We start from the raw sequence: 22954 nt of genomic DNA, 5'->3' as shown, positions 1-22954 counted from the left end.
ACAGGCTCCCCCTCCGTGGTCGTCAGCGGGGCGTGTCCGCGTCGTCACGGGCCGTTCCGCCAAGGTCACGATGGCGTAAGCGCAGGGGCGGTGCAAGAACGCGTGAGGGTGGTCCGGGATGGAGGAGGGCACAGCTGGACCGCTGCGGGCTGCTCGCGCTCGCCCCGCAGCGGTCCTCTGTCGGCGCTTCCTTGCCCGGCTCTCCCTTTCCGGCTCTCCCTCTCAGGTGTCCGGCTGTCCCTGCCTGTCCGGCTCTGGCTGTCAGGCCGTGCGGGCCCGGGTCGTCTTCTTCGCAGGCGTGGCCTTCTTGGTGGCCGCGGTCGCCTTCTTGGCCGCCGTGGTGTCGACGGCCTTGGCCGTCTTCGCGGTGGTCGTCCTGGCCGTCGCCGTCTTCCTCACCGCCGATGTGGCCGCCACCGCCTTCTTGGCAGCCACCGCCTTCCTGGCGGCCGTCTTGCGCGGGGCCTTCACCGGGTCGGCGTCGCTGATCCGGTCGGAGTCGAGGATCTCCCGGAGGAACTTGCCGGTGTGGCTGGCCGGGACGCCGGCGACCTGCTCGGGCGTGCCCTCGGCGACGACCAGGCCGCCGCCTGCGCCGCCCTCGGGGCCCATGTCGACGACCCAGTCGGCGGTCTTGATCACGTCGAGGTTGTGCTCGATGACGATGACCGTGTTGCCCTTGTCGACGAGACCGGACAGCACGGTGAGCAGCTTGCTGATGTCCTCGAAGTGCAGACCGGTGGTCGGCTCGTCCAGGACGTAGACCGTGCGTCCGGTGGAGCGCTTCTGGAGTTCGCTGGCGAGCTTCACCCGCTGGGCCTCGCCACCGGAGAGGGTGGTCGCGGACTGGCCGAGACGGACATAGCCGAGACCGACGTCGTTGAGCGTCTTCAGGTGGCGGGAGATCGCGGGCACGGCCTCGAAGAAGTGCATGGCTTCCTCGATCGGCATGTTCAGGATGTCGGCGATGGACTTGCCCTTGTAGTGGACGTCCAGGGTCTCCCGGTTGTACCGGGCACCGTGGCAGACCTCGCACGGGACGTACACGTCCGGGAGGAAGTTCATCTCGATCTTGATCGTGCCGTCGCCCGCGCAGTTCTCGCAGCGGCCGCCCTTGACGTTGAAGGAGAAGCGGCCGGGCAGGTAGCCGCGGACCTTCGCCTCGGTGGTCTCGGCGAACAGCTTGCGGACGTGGTCGAAGACGCCGGTGTACGTCGCCGGGTTCGACCGGGGCGTACGGCCGATGGGCGACTGGTCGACGTGTACGACCTTGTCGACGAGGTCGTCGCCGTCCACGCGCGTGTGCCGCCCCGGAACGCTCCGGGCGCCGTTGAGTTCGCGGGCCAGGTGCGTGTACAGGATGTCGTTGACCAGCGTCGACTTGCCGGAGCCGGACACACCCGTGACCGCGGTGAACACGCCCAGCGGGAAGGACACGTCGATGTCCTGGAGGTTGTTCTCGCGGGCGCCGTGCACCGTGAGCCGACGGGACGGGTCCTGCGGGCGCCGGACGTCGGGCAGCGGGATGGCCTTCTTGCCGGACAGGTACTGGCCGGTCATCGACTCCGGGTTGGCGAGCAGTTCCTTCAGGGATCCGCTGTGCACGACCTTGCCGCCGTGCTCGCCCGCGCCGGGGCCGATGTCGACGATCCAGTCGGCGACCTTGATGGTGTCCTCGTCGTGCTCGACGACGATCAGCGTGTTGCCCATGTCGCGCAGCCGGACCAGGGTCTCGATGAGCCGGTGGTTGTCGCGCTGGTGCAGGCCGATGGACGGCTCGTCGAGGACGTACAGGACGCCGACGAGGCCGGAGCCGATCTGGGTGGCGAGGCGGATGCGCTGGGCCTCGCCGCCGGACAGGGTGCCGGCCGCGCGGTTCAGCGAGAGGTAGTCCAGGCCGACGTCGACCAGGAACTTGAGCCGCTCGTTGACCTCCTTCAGCACGCGCTCGGCGATCTTCTTGTCGCGGGCGCTCAGCTTCAGTTCGCCCAGGAAGTCCGCGCAGTCGCTGATGGACATCCCGGAGACCTCGGCGATCGACTTCCCCATGACCGTGACCGCGAGGACCACCGGCTTGAGGCGCGTGCCCTCACAGGTGGGGCAGGGCACCTCGCGCATGTAGCCCTCGAAGCGCTCCCGGCTGGCGTCGCTCTCGGACTCGCTGTGCCGGCGCTTGACGAACGGGACGGCGCCTTCGAAGGGCGTGGTGTACACGCGCTCGCGGCCGTAGCGGTTGCGGTACCGGACCTCGATCTGCGTCTTGTGGCCGTGGAGCAAGGCCTTCTTCGCGCGCTGCGGCAGACCGGCGAAGGGGATGTCCGTACGGAATCCCAGGGCGTCCGCGAGGGCGCCGATCAGGCGGCCGAAGTAGTCCTTGGTGTGGCCGTGCGACCAGGGGTGGATGGCGCCCTCGTCGAGGGACTTGTCCTCGTCCGGGACGATCAGCTCGGGGTCGACCTCCATGCGGGTGCCGATGCCGGTGCACTCGGGGCAGGCGCCGAAGGGCGAGTTGAAGGAGAAGGAGCGGGGCTCCAGCTCCTCGAAGGACAGGTCGTCGTACGCGCAGTACAGGTGCTCCGAGTACATGCGCTCGCGCTCCGGGTCGTCCTCGGGGAGGTCGACGAAGTCGAGCACGACCATGCCGCCGGACAGGCCGAGCGCGGTCTCCACGGAGTCGGTGAGGCGACGCTTTGCGGAGTCCTTCACCGTGAGGCGGTCGATGACCACCTCGATGGTGTGCTTCTCCTGCTTCTTCAGAGTCGGCGGGTTGGAGAGCTGGATCGTCTCGCCGTCGACGCGCGCGCGGGAGTAGCCCTTGGTCTGGAGATCGGCGAAGAGGTCGACGAACTCGCCCTTGCGCTCACGGACGAGCGGCGACAGCACCTGGAAGCGGCTCCCCTCCGGCAGCTCCAGGACCTTGTCGACGATGGCCTGCGGCGACTGGCGCGAGATCGGGCGGCCGCACTCGGGGCAGTGCGGCTTGCCGATGCGCGCGAAGAGCAGTCGCAGATAGTCGTAGACCTCGGTGATGGTGCCGACCGTCGAGCGCGGGTTGCGCGAGGTCGACTTCTGGTCGATCGAGACCGCGGGCGAGAGGCCCTCGATGAAGTCGACGTCCGGCTTGTCCATCTGACCGAGGAACTGGCGGGCGTACGAGGAGAGCGACTCCACGTAGCGCCGCTGGCCCTCGGCGAAGATGGTGTCGAAGGCCAGGGAGGACTTGCCCGACCCGGACAGGCCCGTGAAGACGATGAGCGAGTCGCGAGGCAGGTCGAGCGAGACGTTCTTCAGGTTGTGCTCGCGCGCGCCACGGACGATGAGACGGTCGGCCACGCCGGTCCGCACCTTTCTTGAGAGAAGTGACAGGGGCGAGGCCCCCGTGCTTTCTCAGACTAGGGGGAGCCACTGACAACGCCGGTCGGATTCCCGGATGCATAACAATCCCCGGCTCTCCAGCATGCCCGACGCCACGCCCGACCATATAGCACGTGCATTCGATTTCCGGCACTGCTTCACCACCTTCACCCGAAGGTGTGGCGGAGCTAGGGTCAGGACCATGATTGATCACGCGCATGACCTGGCGTCTGTACGTGACGCGACCGAACGCTTGCTCATCGCAGTCGCCGAACTGGACAACGCGGCTGTGACGGAGCCGTCACGGCTGCCCGGCTGGACCCGCGGTCACATCCTCGCCCACCTGGCCCGCAATGCGGACGCCCTCGTGAACGTCCTCGAAGGCCGTCCCATGTACGCCTCCGCGGACGCCCGGGACAGCGACATCGAACGGGACGCCCCGCGCCCCCTCTCCGTCCAGCTCAGCGACCTGCGCGACAGCGCGACGCGCTTCCAGGAGGCGGGGGCCACGCCGGCGGACTGGTCACGCACGGTGGAGCTGCGCAACGGGGTCACCGACTCCGCGTCCCGGGTGCCGTTCCGACGCTGGATCGAGGTGGAGCTGCACCGCGTGGACCTCGGGATCGGGTACGAGCTGGAGGATCTCCCCGAGGAGTTCACCCAGCGCGAGATCGACTTCCTCGCCGACCGCTTCCGGGGCCGTCCCGACGTACCCGCCGTGCTGCTCGAGCAGGACGACCGTCGCCGGATCCCGACCGGCCGCGACGAGGCGGCTCGGATCACCGTCACCGGCCGCCGCGCCGACCTGCTGGGCTGGCTCGCGGGGCGCCGCGACGGATCCGGTCTGACCGTGGCCGGGGGCCCGCTGCCGGCCCTTCCCCCGCTGTAGTCCGCTCCGCCTCGGCCGGGCCCCTCCCCCGCTATAGGCTGAACGCCATGACGTACAGCGGAGCGGTGACGGTCGGCGGCCCGGCCGATGTGCACGAACTGCGAGACCTGATGATCACGAAGATCGCGGTCGGTCCCATGAACAACAACGCCTATGTACTGCGCTGCCGGGCCACGGACGAGCAGCTGCTCATCGACGCCGCCAACGACGCCGGCACCCTGCTCGGCAGCATCGGCGAGGACGGCATCGCGTCGGTCGTCACGACGCACCAGCACGGTGACCACTGGCAGGCGCTCGCCGAGGTCGTCGCGGCCACGGGCGCGCGCACGTACGCGGGACGGGACGACGCCGAGGGCATCCCCGTACCGAGCGACGTCCTGGTCGACGACGGCGACACCATCCGGGTGGGTCGCGTGGAGCTCACCGCACGCCATCTGGTCGGCCACACCCCGGGCTCGATCGCCCTCGTCTACGACGACCCGCACGGCCATCCCCATGTGTTCACCGGCGACTGCCTGTTCCCGGGCGGTCCTGGTCGGACAACACGTCCGGAAGAGTTCAACTCCCTGATGGACGGCCTGGAAACCAAGCTGTTCGACGTCCTGCCCGACGAGACGTGGATCTACCCCGGCCACGGCGACGACTCCACCCTCGGCACGGAGCGGCCCCACCTTGCGGAGTGGCGCGCACGAGGCTGGTAACCGTCCAACGACGACCGCCCCGTTTCGAAACCGAAGCGGGGCGGTCGCGCGTTCAGGCCCGTCCGCGCTCGGGGAGGGTCATACCCCACGGGCGGTGGCCTCCCGGTGGCAGTGGCCTCTGCGGTCTTCAGTTCGTCGACGGTGAAGACCTCGGGGACTGTGATGCTCGTGGCGCGAGGCCGGAGCCCGAGTGCGGCACCGACACGCGTCGCGGGCCCGCCCGCGTCACCGCCCGACGCGGCTGGTGAGCATGCGGATGATCCATGAGGCGCGCAGCATGGCGATATGAGTGGATTCACGAAGATACCCCCGTCGGTGACGACGCCCGACGCGGAGGAGACCAGGATCGGCGCGCTGCGGTTCACCGACGGGATTCCGGACGCGGACACATGCGAGAAGGTGTTCGACAATCTGGATCTGACGCACGGTGTGGACGCGTATCTCGCAGGTCTGCCGGGGGTGTCGGTCCGGGCGATCCGGCAGGGCTTCCTGGACGCTGGGGTGGCCGACAACACGGTGCTGCTGTACTCGGGCCTGATGGACAGCGCGTCGCTGTTCCTGACCGGCAACGCCGACACCGTGTACTTCCTGAGCTTCCTCGACCTCACGGACGGGCCGGTGACGCTTCAGGTCCCGCCCGGGTGTCTGGGCACGATCGACGACATGTGGTTCCGCTGGGTGACCGACTTCGGTCTGCCCGGGCCGGACCGCGGCGTCGGCGGCACCTATCTGCTGCTGCCGCCCGGTTACGACGGGCCGGAGCCTGAGGGCGGGCTGTTCGTCTACCGCTGCTCCACCTGGCAAGCCATCGTGCTGGGACGCGCGTTCCTTGAGGACGGAGACCCGGCGCCGACGGTCGAGCGCATCAAGGAGATGCTGCGGATCACCCGCTACACGCCCGGCAGTTACGGCACCAGCATCGGATCGTTCCTCCGGGGCAAGGCGCCGCTGGCGTCGATCTCCTCCGCCGGCCCGCCGGCCTTCACCGAGGGCACCGGCCTGGCGATCAACACCCTCCCGCCGAACGACTACTCCTTCTACGAACTGCTCGACACGCTCGTCCAGGAACAGCCCGCCGACTCGGTCGACCCGGAGGACGGCGGCGCGTTCCGCGAGATCGGCATCGCCAAGGGTCACGACTTCAAGCCCGACGAGCGGATGCGGCGGCTTCTGAAGGAGGCCGTCGCGATCGGCAACGCGAGCGCCCGCACGGTCGGTCTGCGTGCCCGCCCGCAGGAGGGCTTCTCGTACTACGAGGCCTCGGCCTGGTACAACCCGCTCTTCATCGGCGGGTACGACTGGACGTCCCCGCCGCCGGAGATCACCGCAGACGGGGTGCGGCTCGATGAGCACGTCTCGGGGCGGGCGCTGGACTCCCGCACCGCGTTCTTCTACATCGCCACCGGTGACTCACCCGCGATGTGCATGCGCCTGACGGGCGTCGGCTCCCAGTACCTGATGGTCGCCCTCGACTCCGCCGGTCAGCCGTTCGACGGTGCCCGTCACTACCGGCTGACGCTGCCGGCCGGGATCCCCGCCGCCCGCTTCTGGTCCTTCACCGTCTACGACAACCAGACCCGCTCCATGCTGCAGACCCCGCAGCGGTTCCCGTGGGCGGGCAAGCCAGACCTACCCGGGCCCGGCGGCGACGGCGAACCGGGACGGCACCATCACCCTGCACCTCGCCCCCGAGCGGCCCGGCGACGCGGCCGAAGGCACCTGGATCCAGACCACGCCCGGCAAGGGCTGGTTCGCCATCCTGCGCTTGTACAGCCCCGAACAGCCGTTCTTCGACAAGACCTGGCGGCCGAGCGAGGTCGAACCCGCCAACTGACACGGACGTTCAGCCGCACACGAGGAATGAAAGGAGCGACACGATGGCTACCCCTGACGCAGTCTTCATCTACATCGGCACCTACCCGAGCGGACCCGCCGCGCAAGCCGACTACGACGTCCTCAAGGACCTTCATGCGGTCGGTGCGGTCGGCTCGTACGATGCATCAGTCGTCACCAAGGACGAGGCCGGCAAGGTCCACGTCAACAAGGACGAGACAGCCACCCGGCACGGGGTCTGGGGCGGCGCCGCTGCCGGTGCGGTCGTCGGCCTGCTGTTCCCTCCGGCGATCATCGGTACGGCCGCCGTCGGGGCCGCCGTCGGTGGCGTGAGCGGTCATCTGTGGCGCGGCATGTCCCGGGCCGACGTCAAGGAGTTCGGCGAGCTCATCGACGAGGGGCAGGCCGCCCTGGTCATCGTCGGCGAAAGCACGCTCTCGCAGGCGCTGCAGCGAGCCCAGCTCAAAGCGGACAAGCATGTCGCCAAGGAACTCAACGTGAGCGCGAAAGACGTCGACAGGGCCGTCCAGCAGGCCGCCACTGAGGTCCGCTGACCTCCCGCCGCATCCGCTTCATGGGTGGGACCGCGCCACCATGCAACCAAGATCCATCGAGACCCTCAATACCGCAATGCGTCGCGGACCTCGGTGGTCACCGTGCCGGTCAGGTCCCGGTTGCTCCGAGCTGTGGCCTTGGAGGTCTTGCCGGCGGCGACCTCGGGGACGTCGAGGACGACCACGTCGGCCAGGTTGCCCGACTGGTCCTTGAAATTGACCACGATGATGTAGCTCCTCGACTTCGAGTCGTGGTTGGCGATGGTCACCGGGACTTCTGCCTTGCCGTCGGAGCCCGTCGTGACGCTGCCCAGGGTGACGTCCGACTTGGCGTCCAGGCCGCCCTTCACCTCGTCCAAAGCAGACGAGGCGGCTGCCTCCGCGGAAGCGGCCGCAGAAGCCACTGCGGAGGCTGCCGCGCTGCTGGCCGCAGAGGCAAGCTCGGACGCACCCGACTTCACCACCGAAGCCGCCGAGGAAGCGGGAGAGCTCGGAGACTCGTCGTCCGACGAACAGCCGGTCAGACCGGCCCAGCCGAGCATGACGGCCACCCCGACAACAGCAGATCGGCTGATCTGGCATTCCATGGCTTCTCCCACCTCGACGGACTTTCCCGTCCAGCGTCAGCCAGCCCGGCCGGCCGTACCAGCAGGACGCAGCACCCGGGTGACGTAGCTGACGACGGCTCTGGCAGCAACGGCGGCACCCGAACACCCGGGTCAGCTGCTTTGAGCCTTCGGGTGTGGAAGCCGCGGCACCCCCGCATCCCGTTCACCCGCCTCGCTGACGGTTAACCGTGGCGGGGCGCAGGGACACCGTGCGGCTCTGGGGGAACGGTTGCAGGAAGTTCCCCTCAATCGCCTGGACGTGAACATGAGCACGGCGTCGATCAGCGCGAGAAGCACCCGGTCGAGCCACCACACTCAAACCCGCCCTCATCATGATCGACAGAGCGACGGGCTTCTGAACAGCTAAAATGGGACAGCAGGCCCATCGAGCAGGCGTGGCTGTGCCCTCAGCCAGGTCTTGATCTCGGTCCCTCGGCTGCGAAGGACGCTCCCCATGACGTCGGAGACCACCTCGGTCGCGCAATCTGGGCAGGAATCGGTAGTCATCGCCAACTTCGACAACCGCCATCACGCCGAACGCATGCTGGTGTCGCTCGGGCGAGGCTTCCGCAGGAAGGCCCGCAAGGGCGGCACGACTGCTGTTCTGATCAGAGGAAACGCCGACGGCTCGCTGAGGGTGACCCAGTCTCGCGTACTGACGGCCAACGGTTTCGTGAACGCCCTTTTCCGCATCTCCCTCGCATGGATGGCCGGATTCATGGGTCTGTTCGCCTCCCTGAAAGGGGCAACGGTCGGGGCCCACGCCGCTGAAGCGCGTAAAGGTCACGTCGGATCCGACGCGCAGCAAGCCCACAGGATCCTCGCGGAAGCCGGCCCCGATGCCGCCGTCACGCTGGTTCGCTGCAAGGACACGGACACACGGCAGATGGTCGCCGCTGCAGCGGCCGAACGTGCGGAAGAGAGCTGGGATGGCCCGCTCACAGAGTTTCTCGCCGCCCTCGACCCCGGCAGCGCTCACGATTGGGTGCGCGCCGCTGTCGGTGAGCCCTCCCCCACACGCCGCGGCCAGTGACTGACAGCGCCGGCCCCGGGCCGGACACCCGGCGTGAGGCCAGACTCCCGCGCCGCATGATCGTGCGGGTTGTTCTGCGGATCGTGGGATCCGCCACTGCGCTGGTGACCTTGTACTTTCTGCTGCCCCTGGACCACTCCTCGGCCTGGTCCGCCGTCACGATGCTGGTGATCGGGCTGGTGGTGTTCATCGCCTTGGTCGCGTTTCAGGTGCGCTCGATCGTCCGGTCACCGTTCCCGGGACTGCGGGCCGTCGAAGCGCTGACCACCAGTGTTCCGTTGTTCCTGCTGTTGTTCGCCAGCACCTATGTCGTCATGGCCGCGATGTCGGCCAGTAACTTCGGCGGGCCGCTGACGCACACCGACGGGTTGTACTTCGCCGTCACCGTCTTCGCGACGGTCGGGTTCGGTGACGTTACGGCCAAGAGCGAGGCTGCTCGGCTCGTTGTCACCGGGCAGATGATCGCTGATCTTGTCATCCTCGGGCTCGCGATCAAGATCATCATGGGCGCTGTCAGTCGGCGCCGACAACCGGGAGGCGCCTCAGGCGCACAGCCCCCCGAGGAGATCCACCGCTAACTAGATGCCGCACGGGCGTTCGCCCCCCTGACCGAAGAAGCTTTCGGTCCGAGAACCGCAATGTGACCGCTGCTGGCGTCGCTATGGCTCGTAATCCCCAGGCCGACATGTTCGACGGGACATGGATGGGGGACGTCCCCTCGGTTGACGATCTGGGTGAGGGCTTCTACAAGAGGGCGCCCAAGCGGCTGCATGGTCTGGCTGTCGCGTACGAACGCGTCGCCTTCGAGGGTCCGTCCGCCATCGCCGACAGGGCGAGCGAGATCATTGACTCGGCGCACCGTCTGAGCGCTGGCCTCGAACTGTTCGCCAGGGAAGCGAAGGAGCAGATCGACCCCGACCACCCGGAGAGTCCCTCGCCAGCCGAGGTGGATCTCCTGCGCGCAGAGATCAACTTCTACGAGTTGCTGCTCGCCAAGTTCCGGAGGCAAGCCAAGGAAGCTCTGAACATCACGCCGTGAGGTACGGCCGGGGGCCCGACCGACCCCGGACGCTCTTGGCGAATTCGCGGAACCTTCCGACTGGACCACTGCCGTGCGGCTTCACCGCTCAGCGCAGACTCGTTCCGGCGGGTCCGGCCAATTCGCCAACAGGTCCGAATGATCTGCCGGGCCCGTACGGCATCCGCGCGCTCAGTCGCCCGTCCGCGCCCACTGGAGCTCAATGGTGCTCTGGTCAAACCCGGGGCCGCGCCGCGCCACCGGATGCACCCTCAACCGCAGGCCCAGGCCGTCCAGGACCCGCCGCTGCTGCGGCACTGCGAGCGCTTCCCACGTCTCCCCCGACTGCGGCCCCACGAGGCCGTCGAAGGCGTCGAGGTCGAAGGCCGGCCGCAACCGGCGCGCCTCGTTCTGCGCGTCCGTGATCTGCTTCGCTAGCTTCGCCGTGATGCGCCGCAACTGCTCACGGGTAATGATCCCGTCCGCGTACTCGTCCGCCGCCGCCTCCTGGCGCGCCTTCAACCCCTCCGCCCGTTCCAGGGCCGCCAGGGCTGCCGAGTCGTCACCGCGGAAGACCTCGGCCGCCTCGGGCCGCGACAGCACCCCGACAACCACCTGCCCCACATAGCGGTCGAGAGCTTCCTCGTTCCGGCCGACGCAGCCGCTCGCGTCGCAGACGTATGTCGGCTGCTTCCTGCCGCGCTTCGCATTCCCCCTCAGAGCGACCCGGAACACTGCTCCGCACGGCCCGCACGTGGCGACCTCACCCCACGTCAGCAGGTGCTTCCGCGCCCCCGGCAGCTCCCGCACCACGGCCCGCTCCGCGAACAGGTTCCGCAGCTGCGCGTACTGCTCGTCCGTGATGAGCGCCGGCCATGCCGCCTTGTACTCCACGCCCTGATGCACGCGGAGCCCCACGTTCGCCGGCCGCAGCGCGAGCTTCTTCACGCTGGTCTTGTTCCACAGCGACCCGTCCTCGTTCTGCCCGACCGCCCGCCGCTTGAGCTGCATCCCCGAGCCGGGCGACGGCACACCGCGCCCGTTCAGGTCAGCCGTGATGCCGATGAGGCTGCCACCAGCCAGCAGGCGGGTGACGATCTCCCGGACAATCCCGGCCTGTACCGGGTCCTCGACGTCATGGAAGCCACTGACCTGCCCCCGAGCGTCGTACTCGTACTGACGCCGCCACCCGTACGCCACAGCGCCGTTCGCCCGGCCCTCCTGGGCGCGCTCCAGGGCGGCCCGAGCCACCCGCTCACTCTTCACCTCGGACTCGGCGGTGTCGGACTCACCGAGGTTGGCGAGCTGCGAGCGGTCCGACGCCTTCGCCATGTTGAACAGGCCGCCCGACTCGAACGCCACCCAGCACCCCGCGTGCCGCAAGTCCTCGATCGCCTGCGCGCGCTCAACACGGCGCCGCCACACGCGCGACGGGTGGTAGCCCGCGACGATGACCCGGACCCCCGGTTCGCGGGCGGCTTCGATGGCGTCGGCCATCAGCCGGTCGTACTCGGGGCGTTCCTCGCCCGAGTGGGCGGAGACGTCGTTCTCGATGTACTCGCCGCCGACCTCCCAGCCGTTCTCCTCGGAGAACGTGCGCAGGTCGCTCATCTGCCGGTTGACGCCCCGTCGGCGGTCGCGGGGGTCCTCGGAGATCCGTGCGTACAAGAAGACGAGGGTACGGCGCGGAAGCGTCTTGTCACGGGAGAGGACCCTAGGGGTTCCCCGGCGGGGTGGGCAACACCCGCAAGGACCCGAAGGCCTTCGCCAGCCTGATCCACGACGTCGAGACGAAGATCTTCGCTGCGCTCCCCGACGAGACGTGGGTGTACCCGGGGCACGGCGACGACACGACGCTGGGCGCTGAGCGGCCGCATCTGCCGGAGTGGCACGCGCGGGGCTGGTGAGCGACCGTTGCGCGGGGCTCGTGAGCACCCGGCGCCCGGCTCGATGAGAGCTCGTCCCGCGTGCACCCTTCGCGTACACCGGCGCCGAGCGCGCGCTCCCGGCGCATGTGGGTTGCGCAGTCAACCGGGGGCAGCCTCGCACCGGATGACAGCCCCCTGTGCGGAGTTGGTGAGCCTCCGGCGCTGGGCCGACGAGTGCCCGGCGCGCGGGGCGAACGAGGGCCCGGCGCACGCGGCTGGTGAGCACGCGGCGCACGCGGACGGCGAGAGCCCAGCACGCGGGGTCGATCAGCGCAGGCGCGCGGCGGTGAGTGTGCGCCCCGCGTCCACTCCCCACACGCGCCCCGTGTGAACTCTTCGCACACGCCGGTGCCATGCGCGCGCTCCCGGCGCGCGTGGTTGCGCGGTCAACTGGTGGCAGCCCCGCACAGGACGACGGCTCCTGCGCGGTACGGGCCGCCGGTCCTTCGATCCCCGCCCTCGACCGGCGGCCCCGGCGAGCGTCGCGTCTCGGACGCGTTCACATGAACGCAACACCCGTTCCCACCATGCGGACGAATGCCGCCATGACCTCGACAAACGGGGCGGCGGACTGTCACTCTCCCGCCATGCCTCTTGCCTCGCGCGCGCTGCGCCGCGCCGTCGCCGCCGCGACCACAGCCCTGCTCGCCACCGCTGTCGGCTGCGCTCCGCAGCCGGAGGAGAAGGCGGCCGACACGCCTTCGGGGTCGGCCGCGACCACCTGCGCCAAGGGCAAGTTGGCGACCGAGACCTCCGGCAAGCTGACGATCGCCACCGACGAGCCCGCGTACGAGCCGTGGTTCAAGGACGGCAAGCCCGCGAACGGCGAGGGCTTCGAGTCGGCGGTCGCGTACGCCGTGGCGAAGGAGCTCGGCTATGACAAGAGCGCCGTCGTCTGGCAGAGCGTTCCCTTCAACAAGGCCTTCGCGCCCGGCGCGAAGACGTTCGACTTCGACGTCAACCAGGTGTCGATCAGCGACGAGCGCAAGAAGGCCGTGGACTTCTCGTCCGGCTACTACGACGTGCGTCAGGCTGTCATCGCCCTCAAGGACAGCAAGGCCGCGAAGGCGACGAGCCTCGCCGACCTGAAGGGCCTCAAGCTGGGCGCCCAGGTCGGCACCACCAGCCTCGACTACATCGACGACGTGGTGAAGCCGACGCGGGATCCGGCTGCCTACGCCAAGAACGACCAGGCCAAGTCCGCCCTGCAGAACGGCCAGGTCGACGCCATCGTCGTCGACCTGCCGACCGCCTTCTACATCACCGCGGCCGAGGTCACGGACGCGACGATCGTGGGGCAGTTCGAGAACCAGGGCGGTACACCGGAGCAGTTCGGGCTCGTGCTCGACAAGGGCAGCGCACTCACGTCGTGCGTGACGGACGCCGTCGACACCCTCCGTGAGAACGGCACGCTGGCCAAGCTCGAGCAGCAGTGGCTGTCCGACGCCGTCGACGCCCCCGTACTCAAGTGACGCTCACCAAGGACGAGTCCGGCCAGGAGAGCGAGGGGTACGTCCCCTCGCAGCGGCGCATCGACCGCGAGGCGTACAAGCGCGCCCGCTCCCGTCGCGCCACCGCCATCGCCGCGCTCTCGACCCTGATCACCGGCGTCGTGCTCTACCTGGTCGTCGTCAACGCACCCGGCTGGGCGCGCACCAAGGAGACGTTCTTCAGCGGGCAGTACGCGCGCGAGGCGTTGCCCAAGATCCTCGAAGGACTCTGGCTCAACGTCCGGCTGCTGCTGATCTGCGGTGCCGCCGTACTGGTCCTCGGGATGCTCATAGCCGTCGCGCGCACCCTGCGCGGCCCGGTGTTCTTCCCGCTGCGGGTGCTGGCCGCCGCGTACACCGACTTCTTCCGGGGCCTGCCGCTCATCATCAACCTGATGATCGTGGTCCTCGGTGTGCCCGCGCTGCGGCTGCAGGGTGTCACCGTCGACCCGGTCCTGCTGGGCGGAACGGCGCTGACGCTGACGTACTCGGCGTACGTCGCCGAGGTGTTCCGCGCCGGCATCGAGTCGGTCCACCCCTCGCAGCGCGCCGCGGCCCGCTCGCTCGGCCTCAACAACCGGCAGGCGCTGCGGTACGTCGTCCTCCCGCAGGCGGTACGCCGCCAGGTGCCGCCTCTGCTCAACGACCTGGTGTCGCTGCAGAAGGACACCGGGCTCGTGTCGATCGGCGGCGCGGTGGACGCCGTACGGGCCGCCGACATCATCGTCGGCCGCAGCCTCAACTACACGCCGTACATCGTCGCGGGCCTGGTCTTCGTGGCGCTGACCATTCCCATGACGCGGTTCACGGACTGGGTGACCGCCCGGATGGACCGTGAGCGGGCCCAGGGAGGATCCCTATGAGTGACGCCCCCGTGCTGCGCATGGAGTCGGTCCGCAAGACGTTCGGCGACTCGGTCGTGCTGCGGGACGTCGACCTGGAGGTCGCCCCGCACACGGTGACCGCGCTGATCGGCGCCTCCGGCTCCGGCAAGTCGACGCTGCTGCGGTGCGCCAACCTCCTGGAGGACATCGACGACGGCGCGATCTGGCTGGACGACGAGGAGATCACCGATCCGCGGGTCGACCAGGACGCGGTGCGCCGCCGTATCGGCGTGGTCTTCCAGGCGTACAACCTGTTCCCGCACATGACCGTCCTCGAGAACATCACCCTGGCTCCGCGCCGGGTGCACGGCGTGTCCCGCGCCGAGGCCGAGGCACGCGCGCGTGAGCTGCTGGAGCGGCTCGGCCTCGGCGGCAGGGCGGGCGAGTACCCGGACCGGCTGAGCGGCGGACAGCAGCAGCGGGTCGCGATCGTGCGCGCCCTGGCCGTACGTCCTCGGCTGCTGCTGCTCGACGAGGTCACCGCCGCGCTGGACCCCGAGCTGGTGGGCGAGGTCCTCGCCGTCGTGCGCGATCTGAAGGACGACGGCATGACCATGGTGCTGGCCACGCACGAGATGAGCTTCGCGCGCGAGGTGGCCGACCAGGTGTGTTTCCTGGACGGCGGTGTGGTCCTGGAGCGCGGCGCCGCCGAGCAGATCTTCGGCGATCCGCAGCAGGAGCGCACGCGGCGCTTTCTGCGGCGGATCGTGGAGGCGGGCCGGCTCTGAGAGGGTCACGAGGGCCGGCGTAAACGCTTACGCGTCCGCCTGCCCCGCCTCCACCAGCGCCGCTACCCGCTCCACCCCGAACACGTACCCCTGCACTCCACATCCGGCGATGACGCCGTTCGCGCGCAGCGAGACGTACGAGTGGTGCCGGAACGACTCGCGCTGGTGAATGTTGGAGATGTGGACCTCCAACACCGGAAGTCCGTCACAGGTGTTGAGCGCATCCAGGATCGCGACCGAGGTGTGCGAGTAGGCACCCGGGTTGATCACGATCCCGCAGTGGTTCAGCCGCGCCTCGTGGATCCAGTCGACCAGCTCACCCTCGTGGTTGGACTGGCGGAGGTCCACGGTGCCGCCGTGCGCGGCCGCCGCCTTGGCACACAGGGCCTCGACGTCGGCGAGGGTGTCGGAGCCGTAGATCTCCGGCTGGCGCTGGCCGAGCAGATTCAGGTTGGGGCCGTTGAGGATCATGATCGGGGCGTTGGCCAGGGTGCGGGGCACGGTTCCTCCGGTCCGTTCAGGGTGGGGCGATCCGGTGAGGACCGCTGCTCAGACCCGGTTTATCACGGTGCGGGGCCGGGGCGGCCGCCCGTACCCTCCCCGTATGACGACGCCCTCGTACCCGCCCAAGCCGTCACCCGGCGACCGCATAGCCGTGATCTCGCCCTCGTCCGGCCTGCCCGGGCTCTTCCCGCGCCCCCATGAACTGGGGCTGGAGCGGCTGCGCAAGGAGTACGGACTCGAACCGGTCGAGTACCCGGCGACCCGCAAGATGGGCTCCACGCCGCAGGAGCGGGCCGACGACATCCACGCCGCCTTCGCCGACCCGGACATCAAGGCGATCGTCGCGTCGATCGGCGGCGACGACCAGATCACGGTACTGCCGCTGCTGGACCGGGAGTTGATCGCCGCGAACCCGAAGCCCTTCTTCGGGATGAGCGACAACACCAACCTGCTCGCGTTCCTGCGCAACGCCGGAATCGTCAGCTACCACGGTGCGTCCGTGATGTGCGAGCTGGGCCGCCCCGGCGCCATGCACCCGCAGACCGCCGAGTCGCTGCGGGCGGCGCTGTTCACCTCCGGCGAGTACGAGTTGAAGCCCGCCGAGCGCTGGAACGACGTCAACCGCGACTGGGCCGACCCGGCGACCTTCGACGCGGAACCGGAGACCCGGCCCGGCACCGGATGGACCTGGGTGAACCCCGACCGGGTGGTCGAGGGCCGCAGTTGGGGCGGATGCCTGGAGATCCTCGGCTGGCTGCTGATGGCCGACCGCGAGGTCTCGCACGACCTGACCGAGTACGACGGCGGCGTACTCCTCCTGGAGACCTCGGAGGACCTGCCGAGTGCCACGGAGGTCTTCTCGACGATGCGCAACATGGGCGAGCGCGGCCTGCTCCAGCGCTTCTCCGCGCTACTGATGGGCCGAGCGAAGACCTGGTCCTTCGAGCGCCCCAACAGCCCGCAGGAGGCGGCTCGTTACGCCGCCGGACAGCGCGAGGCCGTGTTGCACGCCATGCGGGTGTACGCCCCCGACACCACGATCGTCCTCGACGTGGACTTCGGTCACACCGACCCACAACTCGTCATCCCGTACGGCGGTATCGTCCGGGTCGACGGTCCCGCCCGGCGCGTCATCGTCACCTACTGACGCGGGCCGCGACCCCGCACGCCCCCGTAACCCGCGATCACCGTGGGTAGTTGACGCGGCATGCACGACGTACGCACCGTAAAGGCACCCTCCATGCTGCGGCTCGCGGCCGCCTCGCTCGCCGGGACGGCCATCGAGTTCTACGACTTCTTCGTCTACGGGACCGCTGCGGCGCTGGTCCTGGGGCCGCTGTTCTTCCCGACGTTCTCACCGGTGGCGGGGACGCTGGCCGCCTTCGGCACGTTCGGCGTGGGGTTCGTCGCCCGTCCGCTGGGATCGGTGCTGTTCGGGCACATCGGAGACCGGCACGGGCGCCGACCGGTCCTGGTCGCCTCCCTGTTGCTGACGGGTGCTTCCACGGTCGCGGTCGGCTGCGTACCGACCTACGACACCATCGGCGTCGCCGCTCCCGTGCTTCTCCTCGTGTTGCGTTTTCTGCAGGGGCTCGGGCTCGGCGGGGAGTGGGGCGGGGCCGTGCTGCTGACCGTGGAACACGCGCCCGCCGAACGGCGTGGCCTGTGGTCGAGCTTCCCGCAGATCGGGCCCGCGCTGGGCTTCCTGCTCGCCAACGGCGTGGTGCTGGCGCTGTCGGCGACGCTGTCCGAGGCGCAGTTCGCGCAGTGGGGCTGGCGGGTGCCGTTCTGGGCGGCCGGGGTGCTGGCCGTGATGGGGCTGTGGCTGCGTTCCTCGCTCGTCGAGAGCCCCAGCTTCCTCGAGATCGACGACCACGCGCGCGTGCCGCTCGCCGAGGTGGCGCGTGACCACTGGCGGCTCGTCCTGCTGACCGCCGGGGCGCTCGCGGTCGGGTACGCGATCTTCTACGCCGTGACGACATGGTCCCTCGCGTACGGCACGGAGCGGCTCGGAGTGAGCCGTACCGTCATGCTGACCTGCATCATGGCCGCGGTGTTGGTGAAGGGCTCGCTGACGCCGGTGGCGGCACTGCTCGGCGACCGGTACGGACGGCGGCCGCTGTGCCTGGCCGGGTGTGCGGGCGCGGCCGGGTGGATGTTCCCGATGGTCGCGCTCCTCGCCACGGGAGAGCCGTTGCTGATGTTCCTCGGTTTCCTGGGCGCGATGCTCGCGTTCATCACCATGTTCGCGGTGATCGCCGCTTATCTGCCGGAGCTGTACGAGCCCCGGGTGCGCTGCACGGGCGCCGCGGTCGGCTACAACCTCGGCGGGGTCGTCGGCGGCGCTCTGACGCCCCTTGTGGCGACCGCGCTCGTCGAGCAGGGCGGGCGGGTGCCGTGGGGTGTGGGGGCGTATCTGACAGGGGTCGCCCTGCTCAGCCTCGGGTGCTTCGCTCTGCTGCCCGAGACGCGGCCGGTGCCGGTGGCGGCGGAGCCGGCCACGGGGTGAGCGCGCGCGGTGCGTAAACGCTTGCGCGAGCGTTTACGGCCGCCTGGGATCGGTCGTCCGGCGATCGACACGTCCATGGACCGACCGTCTGGCGATCGACCGTCCAGAGCATCCAGGGATCGAGCATCTTGGGGTTGAGCATCTTGGGGTGCACCTAGGGATTGATCGCCAGCTCCAGATACGCCGCGAACACCACCAGATGTACCCCTCCCTGGAGTGGCGTGGCCCGTCCGGGCACCACCGTCAGGGAACTCACGACCACGGTCAGCGCGAGCAGCACCATGTGTGTGGGGCCGAGGCCGAGCACGAGCGGGCCGGAGAGCCAGATCGAGGCGAGGGCCACCGCGGGGATGGTCAGACCGATGCTGGCCATGGCCGAGCCGAGCGCGAGGTTGAGGCTGGTCTGCACCCGGTCGCGGCGGGCCGAGCGCAGCGCGGCGATGGTCTCGGGCAGCAGCACCAGCAGGGCGATGATCACACCGACGACGGCGTGCGGCATGCCGGCTGCCTCGACCCCCGACTCGATGGTCGGCGACACGCCCTTGGCCAGGCCGACCACGCCGATCAGGGCCAGGCTCAGCAGCCCGAGGCTGATCCGGGTGGCACGGGCGGACGGTACGTCGGCGTGGTCCTCGGCGGCGATCACCTCGCCCTGGCGGCTGATCGGGAGGAAGTAGTCGCGGTGCCGTACCGTCTGGGTCGCCACGAACAGGCCGTACAGGACCAGCGAGGAGAGTGCCGCGAAGGTCAGCTGGACGCCGGAGAACTCGGGGCCCGGCTTGCTCGTGGTGAACGTCGGCAGGACCAGGCTGAGCGTGGCCAGGGTGGCGACGGTCGCGAGGGCGGCGCCGGTGCCCTCGGGGTTGAAGACCGCCGTGCCGTGGCGCAGCGAGGCGACCAGGAGAGTGAGACCGACGATGCCGTTGCAGGTGATCATCACGGCTGCGAAGACCGTGTCCCTGGCCAGGGTCGAGCTCTTGTCACCGCCGTCCACCATCAGCGTGACGATCAGGGCGACCTCGATGACCGTGACGGCAACGGCCAGAACCAGGGAGCCGAAGGGCTCGCCGACCCGGTGGGCGACCACTTCGGCGTGGTGCACGGCGGCCAGGACAGCTCCCGCAAGGACCACGGTCACCAGTGCGACGACCGCGCCGGGCAGGTCTCGGCCCCAGGTGAACAGCAGCATGACGACCGCGAGTACCGGCACGGCGGACGTCCATTGTGTCGTGGACGACCAGAGCCGAGCGATCATGCAGTGATCGTCGCAGAGGCGAACTGGCCCCGCACTCCAGGAGCGCGGGGCCAGTCGGCGTCACTTGAACGCGGTCACTGCTGAACGCCGTCACTGCGTCCGACGTTGTCAGGCCTCGATGCTGTCCTTCGCAACGCCTTCGTCCTCAGCCTGCGCAGCCTCGGCCGCCGCCTGCTTCTTGGACGCCCGCAGGCTGGTGATCGTGGTGACGATCAGGACCGAGCAGATCACGCCGAGGGAGACCGGGATGCTGATCTCCGGGACGTGGACGCCGGACTCGTGCAGCGCGTGCAGGACCAGCTTGACGCCGATGAAGCCGAGGATGATCGACAGGCCGTAGCTGAGGTGGACCAGCTTCCTGAGCAGGCCGCCGATCAGGAAGTACAGCTGCCTCAGGCCCATCAGCGCGAACGCGTTGGCCGTGAAGACGATGTACGGGTCCTGGGTCAGACCGAAGATCGCCGGGATCGAGTCGAGGGCGAACAGGACGTCCGTCGTACCGATCGCGAGCATCACGACCAGCATCGGGGTCATGACCCGCTTGCCGTTCTCCTGGATCCACAGCTTGGTGCCGTGGTACCGGTCGGCCACGCCGAAGCGGCGCTCGACGGCCTTGAGCAGCTTGTTCTCCTCGAACTCCTCGTCCTCCTCGTCGGCTCGGGCCTCCTGGATGAGCTTCCAGGCGGTCCAGATCAGGAAGGCACCGAAGAGGTAGAAGACCCACGCGAAGCTGGCGAGGATGGCGGCACCGGCGGCGATGAAGATCGCTCGGAGCACCAGGGCTATGAGGACACCGATCAGCAGCACCCGCTGCTGGTACTGCGAGGGAACCGCGAACTTCGCCATGATCAGGACGAAGACGAAGAGGTTGTCGACGCTCAGGGACTTCTCGGTGATGAAGCCCGCGAAGAACTCGCCGGACGGCTGGCCGCCGGCGAAGACGAGCAGACCGAGACCGAAGAGTCCGGCCAGGACGATCCAGACGATCGTCCAGATCCCGGCTTCCTTGATGGACACGTCGTGCGGCTTGCGGCCGATGAAGAAGTCGATCGCGATGAGGGCGGCAAGGCCCACGATCGTCAGGACCCACAGGGTCGGGGAAACATCCACTGCTGCCTCCGGCAGTACGTAACGGCAAGTAACCAGCGTCGTCGCGCTGCCGGAGGTCTCTTCCACCCAGGATGGGCCGGCGCCCCGGGATCAGGCCTGATCCGTATTGACGGGTACGCCGCAGTCGACAGGGAGTACTCCCCTCCGTGGGAACAACGGTACCCAATCACCAAGGAAAGGTAAAGCGATTAGCAAAGGAAAGGTCAAAATCGCTGGTCAGACGACTTTACGAGTACTTGGTACGAGCCGTCGCGACCTGGGTGAGCACCTGCTGGAGCACCTGACTGCCGGACGGTACGAGCGAGGGTTCGTACGTCCAGGCGTGCCCGACCCACGGGTCGGCGAGGTGGTCGTCGGGCACCGGGGTGAGTCGCAGCAGCGAACGCCACAGAGGGTCGAGCAACGGGCCGTAGCCGGCGGCCTCCTCACGGTCCGCGACCATCATCAGGTGGACTCCGACCGCCGAACCCTCGTCCGCGAGGTAGCGGAGCTGGGTCACGGCGCGGTCGTCGAAGCCGTGCGGGAAGTCGTTCACGATCAGCAGCTGCTCGGCGGTGTCGAGGCCGGGCGGGAGCGAGTCGGCCGCGCCCGCGCGCACCGCCATCTGCACCAGGTCGACGCGTTCGGTGAGCCGGGCCAGAACGTCCGACACCCCTGCCGCACCGACGGCGGGCGGGGCGGCGAGCACGCCCGTCCGCACCAGTGGCGCGAGCGCCTGCGCGGCCGAGCCTGCCGGGTCGATGACGTGCACGGTGAACTCGCCCGCCGGATACACGGCCAGGAGCCGGGCCGCGTGCGCCACCGCCGTCTCCATCGCGAGGCGTCGCAGGTCGTGGGAGTCGGTGAACGAGCCGTCGAGCGATCCGGCGCGTCCGCTGTCGATCCACAGGCCGCGCTCCAGCGGCAGGCGGACCAGCAGGGGTATCCGCAGCTCGGCGGCCTCGGGCAGGTGCACGTCGCCCAGGCGCAGGGCCATGGGTACCTCCATCGGCACGCGGTAGCCGTGCCACACGGGGTTGTCCCAGCGTGCGTACGCCGGCGGCAGCGCGGGCTCGACGACATCGGCCTCGGCGGCGAGCTGGGCCAGGTCCCGGTCGAGGACCGCTCTGGCCTGGTCGACGAGCTGGGCGTGCTTGGCCTGGGCCGCCTCGCGCGCGGCATCGCCCTGCCCGCCGAGCCGGCTGCGCGGGTCGGACAGAACCTGGTCGAGTTCCTTCTCCATCCGCGACTCGGCGAAGTCGACGGCACTGCGGTACGCGGCCATGGTGCGGGCCAGGTCCTCGAACATGCCCCACACCTGGTTGTAGAGCCGCTCGTCCATCGACCACCCGGTGGCGTCCCCCGCGACCGGCCGCGCGGGCTGCCCAGGCTGGGCCTTGGGCGCCGTCGGCGGAGGCGGCGGCGCTGTGTTCCGCCGCCTCGGGTGGCTGTAGTCGATCGGACCACCGGGGGCGGTGCCGGGCGGCTGGGCGACGGCGGCGGGATCCGCGGGCGCGGGTCCCTGGGGGTTCCGGGGCTGCGGTGCGGCGGCCGCCGGAGTGCTCTGTGCGCCGTAGGGCGAGGTGGGATCCTGCGGTGTACCGGCCACGGGATTGGCAACGGGATGGCTTGGTGTGCCGTAGGGCGAGGCGGGCTGCTGGGGTGCGCCGGGGGCCGATGTGACCGGCGGGACGTGCGGAGACGTGGGCTGCGGCGGGCCGCCGGGGGCCTGCGCCCCGGACGGGGGTGCGGGCTGCGGGGCGACGCCGGGAGTCTGCGCACCATACGGAGGTGCGGACTGCGGTGAGGCGCCGGGCGTCTGCGCACCGGACGGGGATGTGGGCTGCGGCGCGACGCCGGGAGTCTGGGTTCCGTACGGAGTCACTGGCAGTGGCGGTACGGCGCCAGGGGCACCCTGGGCAGTGGGGTCGACCTGGTCGGCACCGAGGACCGGTGCGGTCGTCCGGCGGGAGTGGTCGGCGTCGGCCGGGCGTGGCGGTGGCGGGAGCGAGCGGGCCGAGCCCTGGGCCACCGCTTCGTTGATGCCGCGCGCCAGCCGGTGGGCCTCGGACAGTCCCTGGTCGGCGAGGAGATCGCCGAGCCCGCCCGCGTACCCCTGGCCGACGGCACGCACCTTCCAGGCGCCCTGCCGGCGGTACAGCTCCAGGGCGACGACGGCCGACTCGGCGTCCAGACCGGTGATCGTGTAGCTGGCGATCTCGGTGCCGTCGAGGTCGGTGACCGCGACGAACGGGGCGGCGACGGCGCCGAAGCACACCGGTGCCGCCCTGCCCGCCGTGGGCAGGGCGAGCAGCACATCGACCCGGTGCACGGCCTCCGGCACGGCGCCGAGGTCGACCGCGAGGCGGTGGTCGGCGGCCGCCTGACGTGAGACCTCCAGCCCCGGCAGGGTGGGGGCGCCCGGGTGGGCGACCCACTCGACGCCGTGCACCTTGCCGTGCTCGTCGCCGAGCGTGGCCCCCACCACGACCGGCGTGCCGGCCGCGATGCGGATCTCGAGACGGGCCTGGGTGAGCGGGTGGTTCTGTCCCCGCGCCAGCTCGGCCGCCATCGCCT

At 69.7% G+C, this 22954-nt stretch carries 19 protein-coding genes and 2 pseudogenes; 14 read left to right on the top strand and 7 right to left on the bottom strand.

Translation table 11 applies throughout. From position 1 onward, the window contains the following. Positions 1 to 261: 261 nt before the first annotated feature. The gene (uvrA, locus tag ACFWWR_RS34115; protein WP_384307358.1) at positions 262 to 3333 is read right to left on the bottom strand and encodes an excinuclease ABC subunit UvrA; all 3072 of its coding nucleotides are present in this window, start codon (positions 3331 to 3333) and stop codon (positions 262 to 264) included. Positions 3334 to 3556: 223 nt separating this feature from the next. On the opposite strand from uvrA, the gene ACFWWR_RS34110 reads away from it, so the two are divergent. From ACFWWR_RS34110 to ACFWWR_RS34090, 5 genes and pseudogenes are all read left to right on the top strand, one after another. Then, a complete protein-coding gene (locus ACFWWR_RS34110) occupies positions 3557 to 4243 on the top strand; it encodes a maleylpyruvate isomerase family mycothiol-dependent enzyme (RefSeq protein WP_384307355.1) in 687 nt (228 codons plus the stop codon). A 47-nt stretch (positions 4244 to 4290) separates the two neighbouring features. After that, positions 4291 to 4944: an MBL fold metallo-hydrolase gene (locus ACFWWR_RS34105; protein WP_384307353.1), complete on the top strand. Its 654-nt coding sequence runs from the start codon at positions 4291 to 4293 to the stop codon at positions 4942 to 4944. Between the two features lie 285 nt (positions 4945 to 5229). Continuing rightward, positions 5230 to 6546, top strand: a pseudogene (locus tag ACFWWR_RS34100) (DUF1254 domain-containing protein); the annotation flags it as partial. A gap of 67 nt (positions 6547 to 6613) precedes the next feature. Next, positions 6614 to 6778: a DUF1214 domain-containing protein gene (locus ACFWWR_RS34095; RefSeq protein ID WP_384307394.1), complete on the top strand. Its 165-nt coding sequence runs from the start codon at positions 6614 to 6616 to the stop codon at positions 6776 to 6778. A gap of 43 nt (positions 6779 to 6821) precedes the next feature. Next, positions 6822 to 7331, top strand: coding sequence for a DUF1269 domain-containing protein (locus tag ACFWWR_RS34090; RefSeq protein ID WP_383860746.1), 510 nt, complete (start codon positions 6822 to 6824; stop codon positions 7329 to 7331). 65 nt (positions 7332 to 7396) lie between these two features. Here ACFWWR_RS34090 and ACFWWR_RS34085 read toward each other — a convergent pair whose 3' ends face one another. Next, positions 7397 to 7918, bottom strand: coding sequence for a hypothetical protein (locus ACFWWR_RS34085; RefSeq protein WP_383860743.1), 522 nt, complete (start codon positions 7916 to 7918; stop codon positions 7397 to 7399). Positions 7919 to 8393: 475 nt separating this feature from the next. Here ACFWWR_RS34085 and ACFWWR_RS34080 point away from each other — a divergent pair, with 475 nt between their 5' ends. The 3 genes from ACFWWR_RS34080 to ACFWWR_RS34070 all read left to right on the top strand — a co-directional run bounded on the left by ACFWWR_RS34080 (position 8394) and on the right by ACFWWR_RS34070 (position 10011). Continuing rightward, a complete protein-coding gene (locus tag ACFWWR_RS34080) occupies positions 8394 to 8972 on the top strand; it encodes a hypothetical protein (RefSeq protein ID WP_383860740.1) in 579 nt (192 codons plus the stop codon). Positions 8973 to 9133: 161 nt separating this feature from the next. Further along, a complete protein-coding gene (locus ACFWWR_RS34075; RefSeq protein WP_384307350.1) occupies positions 9134 to 9550 on the top strand; it encodes an ion channel in 417 nt (138 codons plus the stop codon). A 107-nt stretch (positions 9551 to 9657) separates the two neighbouring features. After that, positions 9658 to 10011: a hypothetical protein gene (locus ACFWWR_RS34070; RefSeq protein ID WP_384307347.1), complete on the top strand. Its 354-nt coding sequence runs from the start codon at positions 9658 to 9660 to the stop codon at positions 10009 to 10011. 171 nt (positions 10012 to 10182) lie between these two features. Here ACFWWR_RS34070 and ACFWWR_RS34065 read toward each other — a convergent pair whose 3' ends face one another. Beyond that, a complete protein-coding gene (locus ACFWWR_RS34065) occupies positions 10183 to 11658 on the bottom strand; it encodes a recombinase family protein (protein WP_384307345.1) in 1476 nt (491 codons plus the stop codon). A 53-nt stretch (positions 11659 to 11711) separates the two neighbouring features. On the opposite strand from ACFWWR_RS34065, the pseudogene ACFWWR_RS34060 reads away from it, so the two are divergent. From ACFWWR_RS34060 to ACFWWR_RS34045, 4 genes and pseudogenes are all read left to right on the top strand, one after another. Beyond that, positions 11712 to 11897 (top strand): annotated as a pseudogene (locus ACFWWR_RS34060) (MBL fold metallo-hydrolase); the annotation flags it as partial. 608 nt (positions 11898 to 12505) lie between these two features. Further along, positions 12506 to 13390, top strand: coding sequence for an ABC transporter substrate-binding protein (locus tag ACFWWR_RS34055; RefSeq protein WP_384307343.1), 885 nt, complete (start codon positions 12506 to 12508; stop codon positions 13388 to 13390). Next, a complete protein-coding gene (locus tag ACFWWR_RS34050; protein WP_383860726.1) occupies positions 13387 to 14271 on the top strand; it encodes an amino acid ABC transporter permease in 885 nt (294 codons plus the stop codon). Before ACFWWR_RS34055 ends, ACFWWR_RS34050 begins: the two co-directional genes overlap by 4 nt. Next, positions 14268 to 15020, top strand: a complete 753-nt coding sequence (locus ACFWWR_RS34045) for an amino acid ABC transporter ATP-binding protein (protein ID WP_383860723.1) — start codon at positions 14268 to 14270, stop codon at positions 15018 to 15020. Before ACFWWR_RS34050 ends, ACFWWR_RS34045 begins: the two co-directional genes overlap by 4 nt. Before the next feature lie 27 nt (positions 15021 to 15047). On the opposite strand, the gene aroQ is transcribed toward ACFWWR_RS34045, so the two are convergent. Beyond that, positions 15048 to 15521, bottom strand: coding sequence for a type II 3-dehydroquinate dehydratase (aroQ, locus tag ACFWWR_RS34040; protein ID WP_384307340.1), 474 nt, complete (start codon positions 15519 to 15521; stop codon positions 15048 to 15050). 103 nt (positions 15522 to 15624) lie between these two features. Here aroQ and ACFWWR_RS34035 point away from each other — a divergent pair, with 103 nt between their 5' ends. Continuing rightward, the gene (locus ACFWWR_RS34035) at positions 15625 to 16671 is read left to right on the top strand and encodes a S66 peptidase family protein (RefSeq protein ID WP_384307337.1); all 1047 of its coding nucleotides are present in this window, start codon (positions 15625 to 15627) and stop codon (positions 16669 to 16671) included. A 93-nt stretch (positions 16672 to 16764) separates the two neighbouring features. Continuing rightward, positions 16765 to 18033 (top strand): MFS transporter, encoded by a 1269-nt coding sequence (locus ACFWWR_RS34030; RefSeq protein ID WP_384307335.1) that lies wholly within the window; start codon positions 16765 to 16767, stop codon positions 18031 to 18033. Between the two features lie 154 nt (positions 18034 to 18187). Here ACFWWR_RS34030 and ACFWWR_RS34025 read toward each other — a convergent pair whose 3' ends face one another. The 3 genes from ACFWWR_RS34025 to ACFWWR_RS34015 all read right to left on the bottom strand — a co-directional run bounded on the left by ACFWWR_RS34025 (position 18188) and on the right by ACFWWR_RS34015 (position 22949). Beyond that, positions 18188 to 19288 carry a calcium:proton antiporter gene (locus tag ACFWWR_RS34025; protein ID WP_383860712.1) on the bottom strand — a complete coding sequence of 367 codons (1101 nt, stop codon included), beginning with the start codon at positions 19286 to 19288 and terminating at the stop codon, positions 18188 to 18190. Between the two features lie 108 nt (positions 19289 to 19396). Next, positions 19397 to 20398, bottom strand: coding sequence for a TerC/Alx family metal homeostasis membrane protein (locus tag ACFWWR_RS34020; RefSeq protein ID WP_383860709.1), 1002 nt, complete (start codon positions 20396 to 20398; stop codon positions 19397 to 19399). 226 nt (positions 20399 to 20624) lie between these two features. Next, positions 20625 to 22949: a TerD family protein gene (locus tag ACFWWR_RS34015; RefSeq protein WP_384307332.1), complete on the bottom strand. Its 2325-nt coding sequence runs from the start codon at positions 22947 to 22949 to the stop codon at positions 20625 to 20627. Between the last annotated feature and the right edge of the window lie 5 nt (positions 22950 to 22954).

It is taken from the genome of Streptomyces sp. NPDC058678, assembly GCF_042714835.1.
Taxonomy (GTDB): Bacteria; Actinomycetota; Actinomycetes; order Streptomycetales; family Streptomycetaceae; genus Streptomyces.
This window is presented reverse-complemented; position numbering and strand designations above follow the sequence as displayed.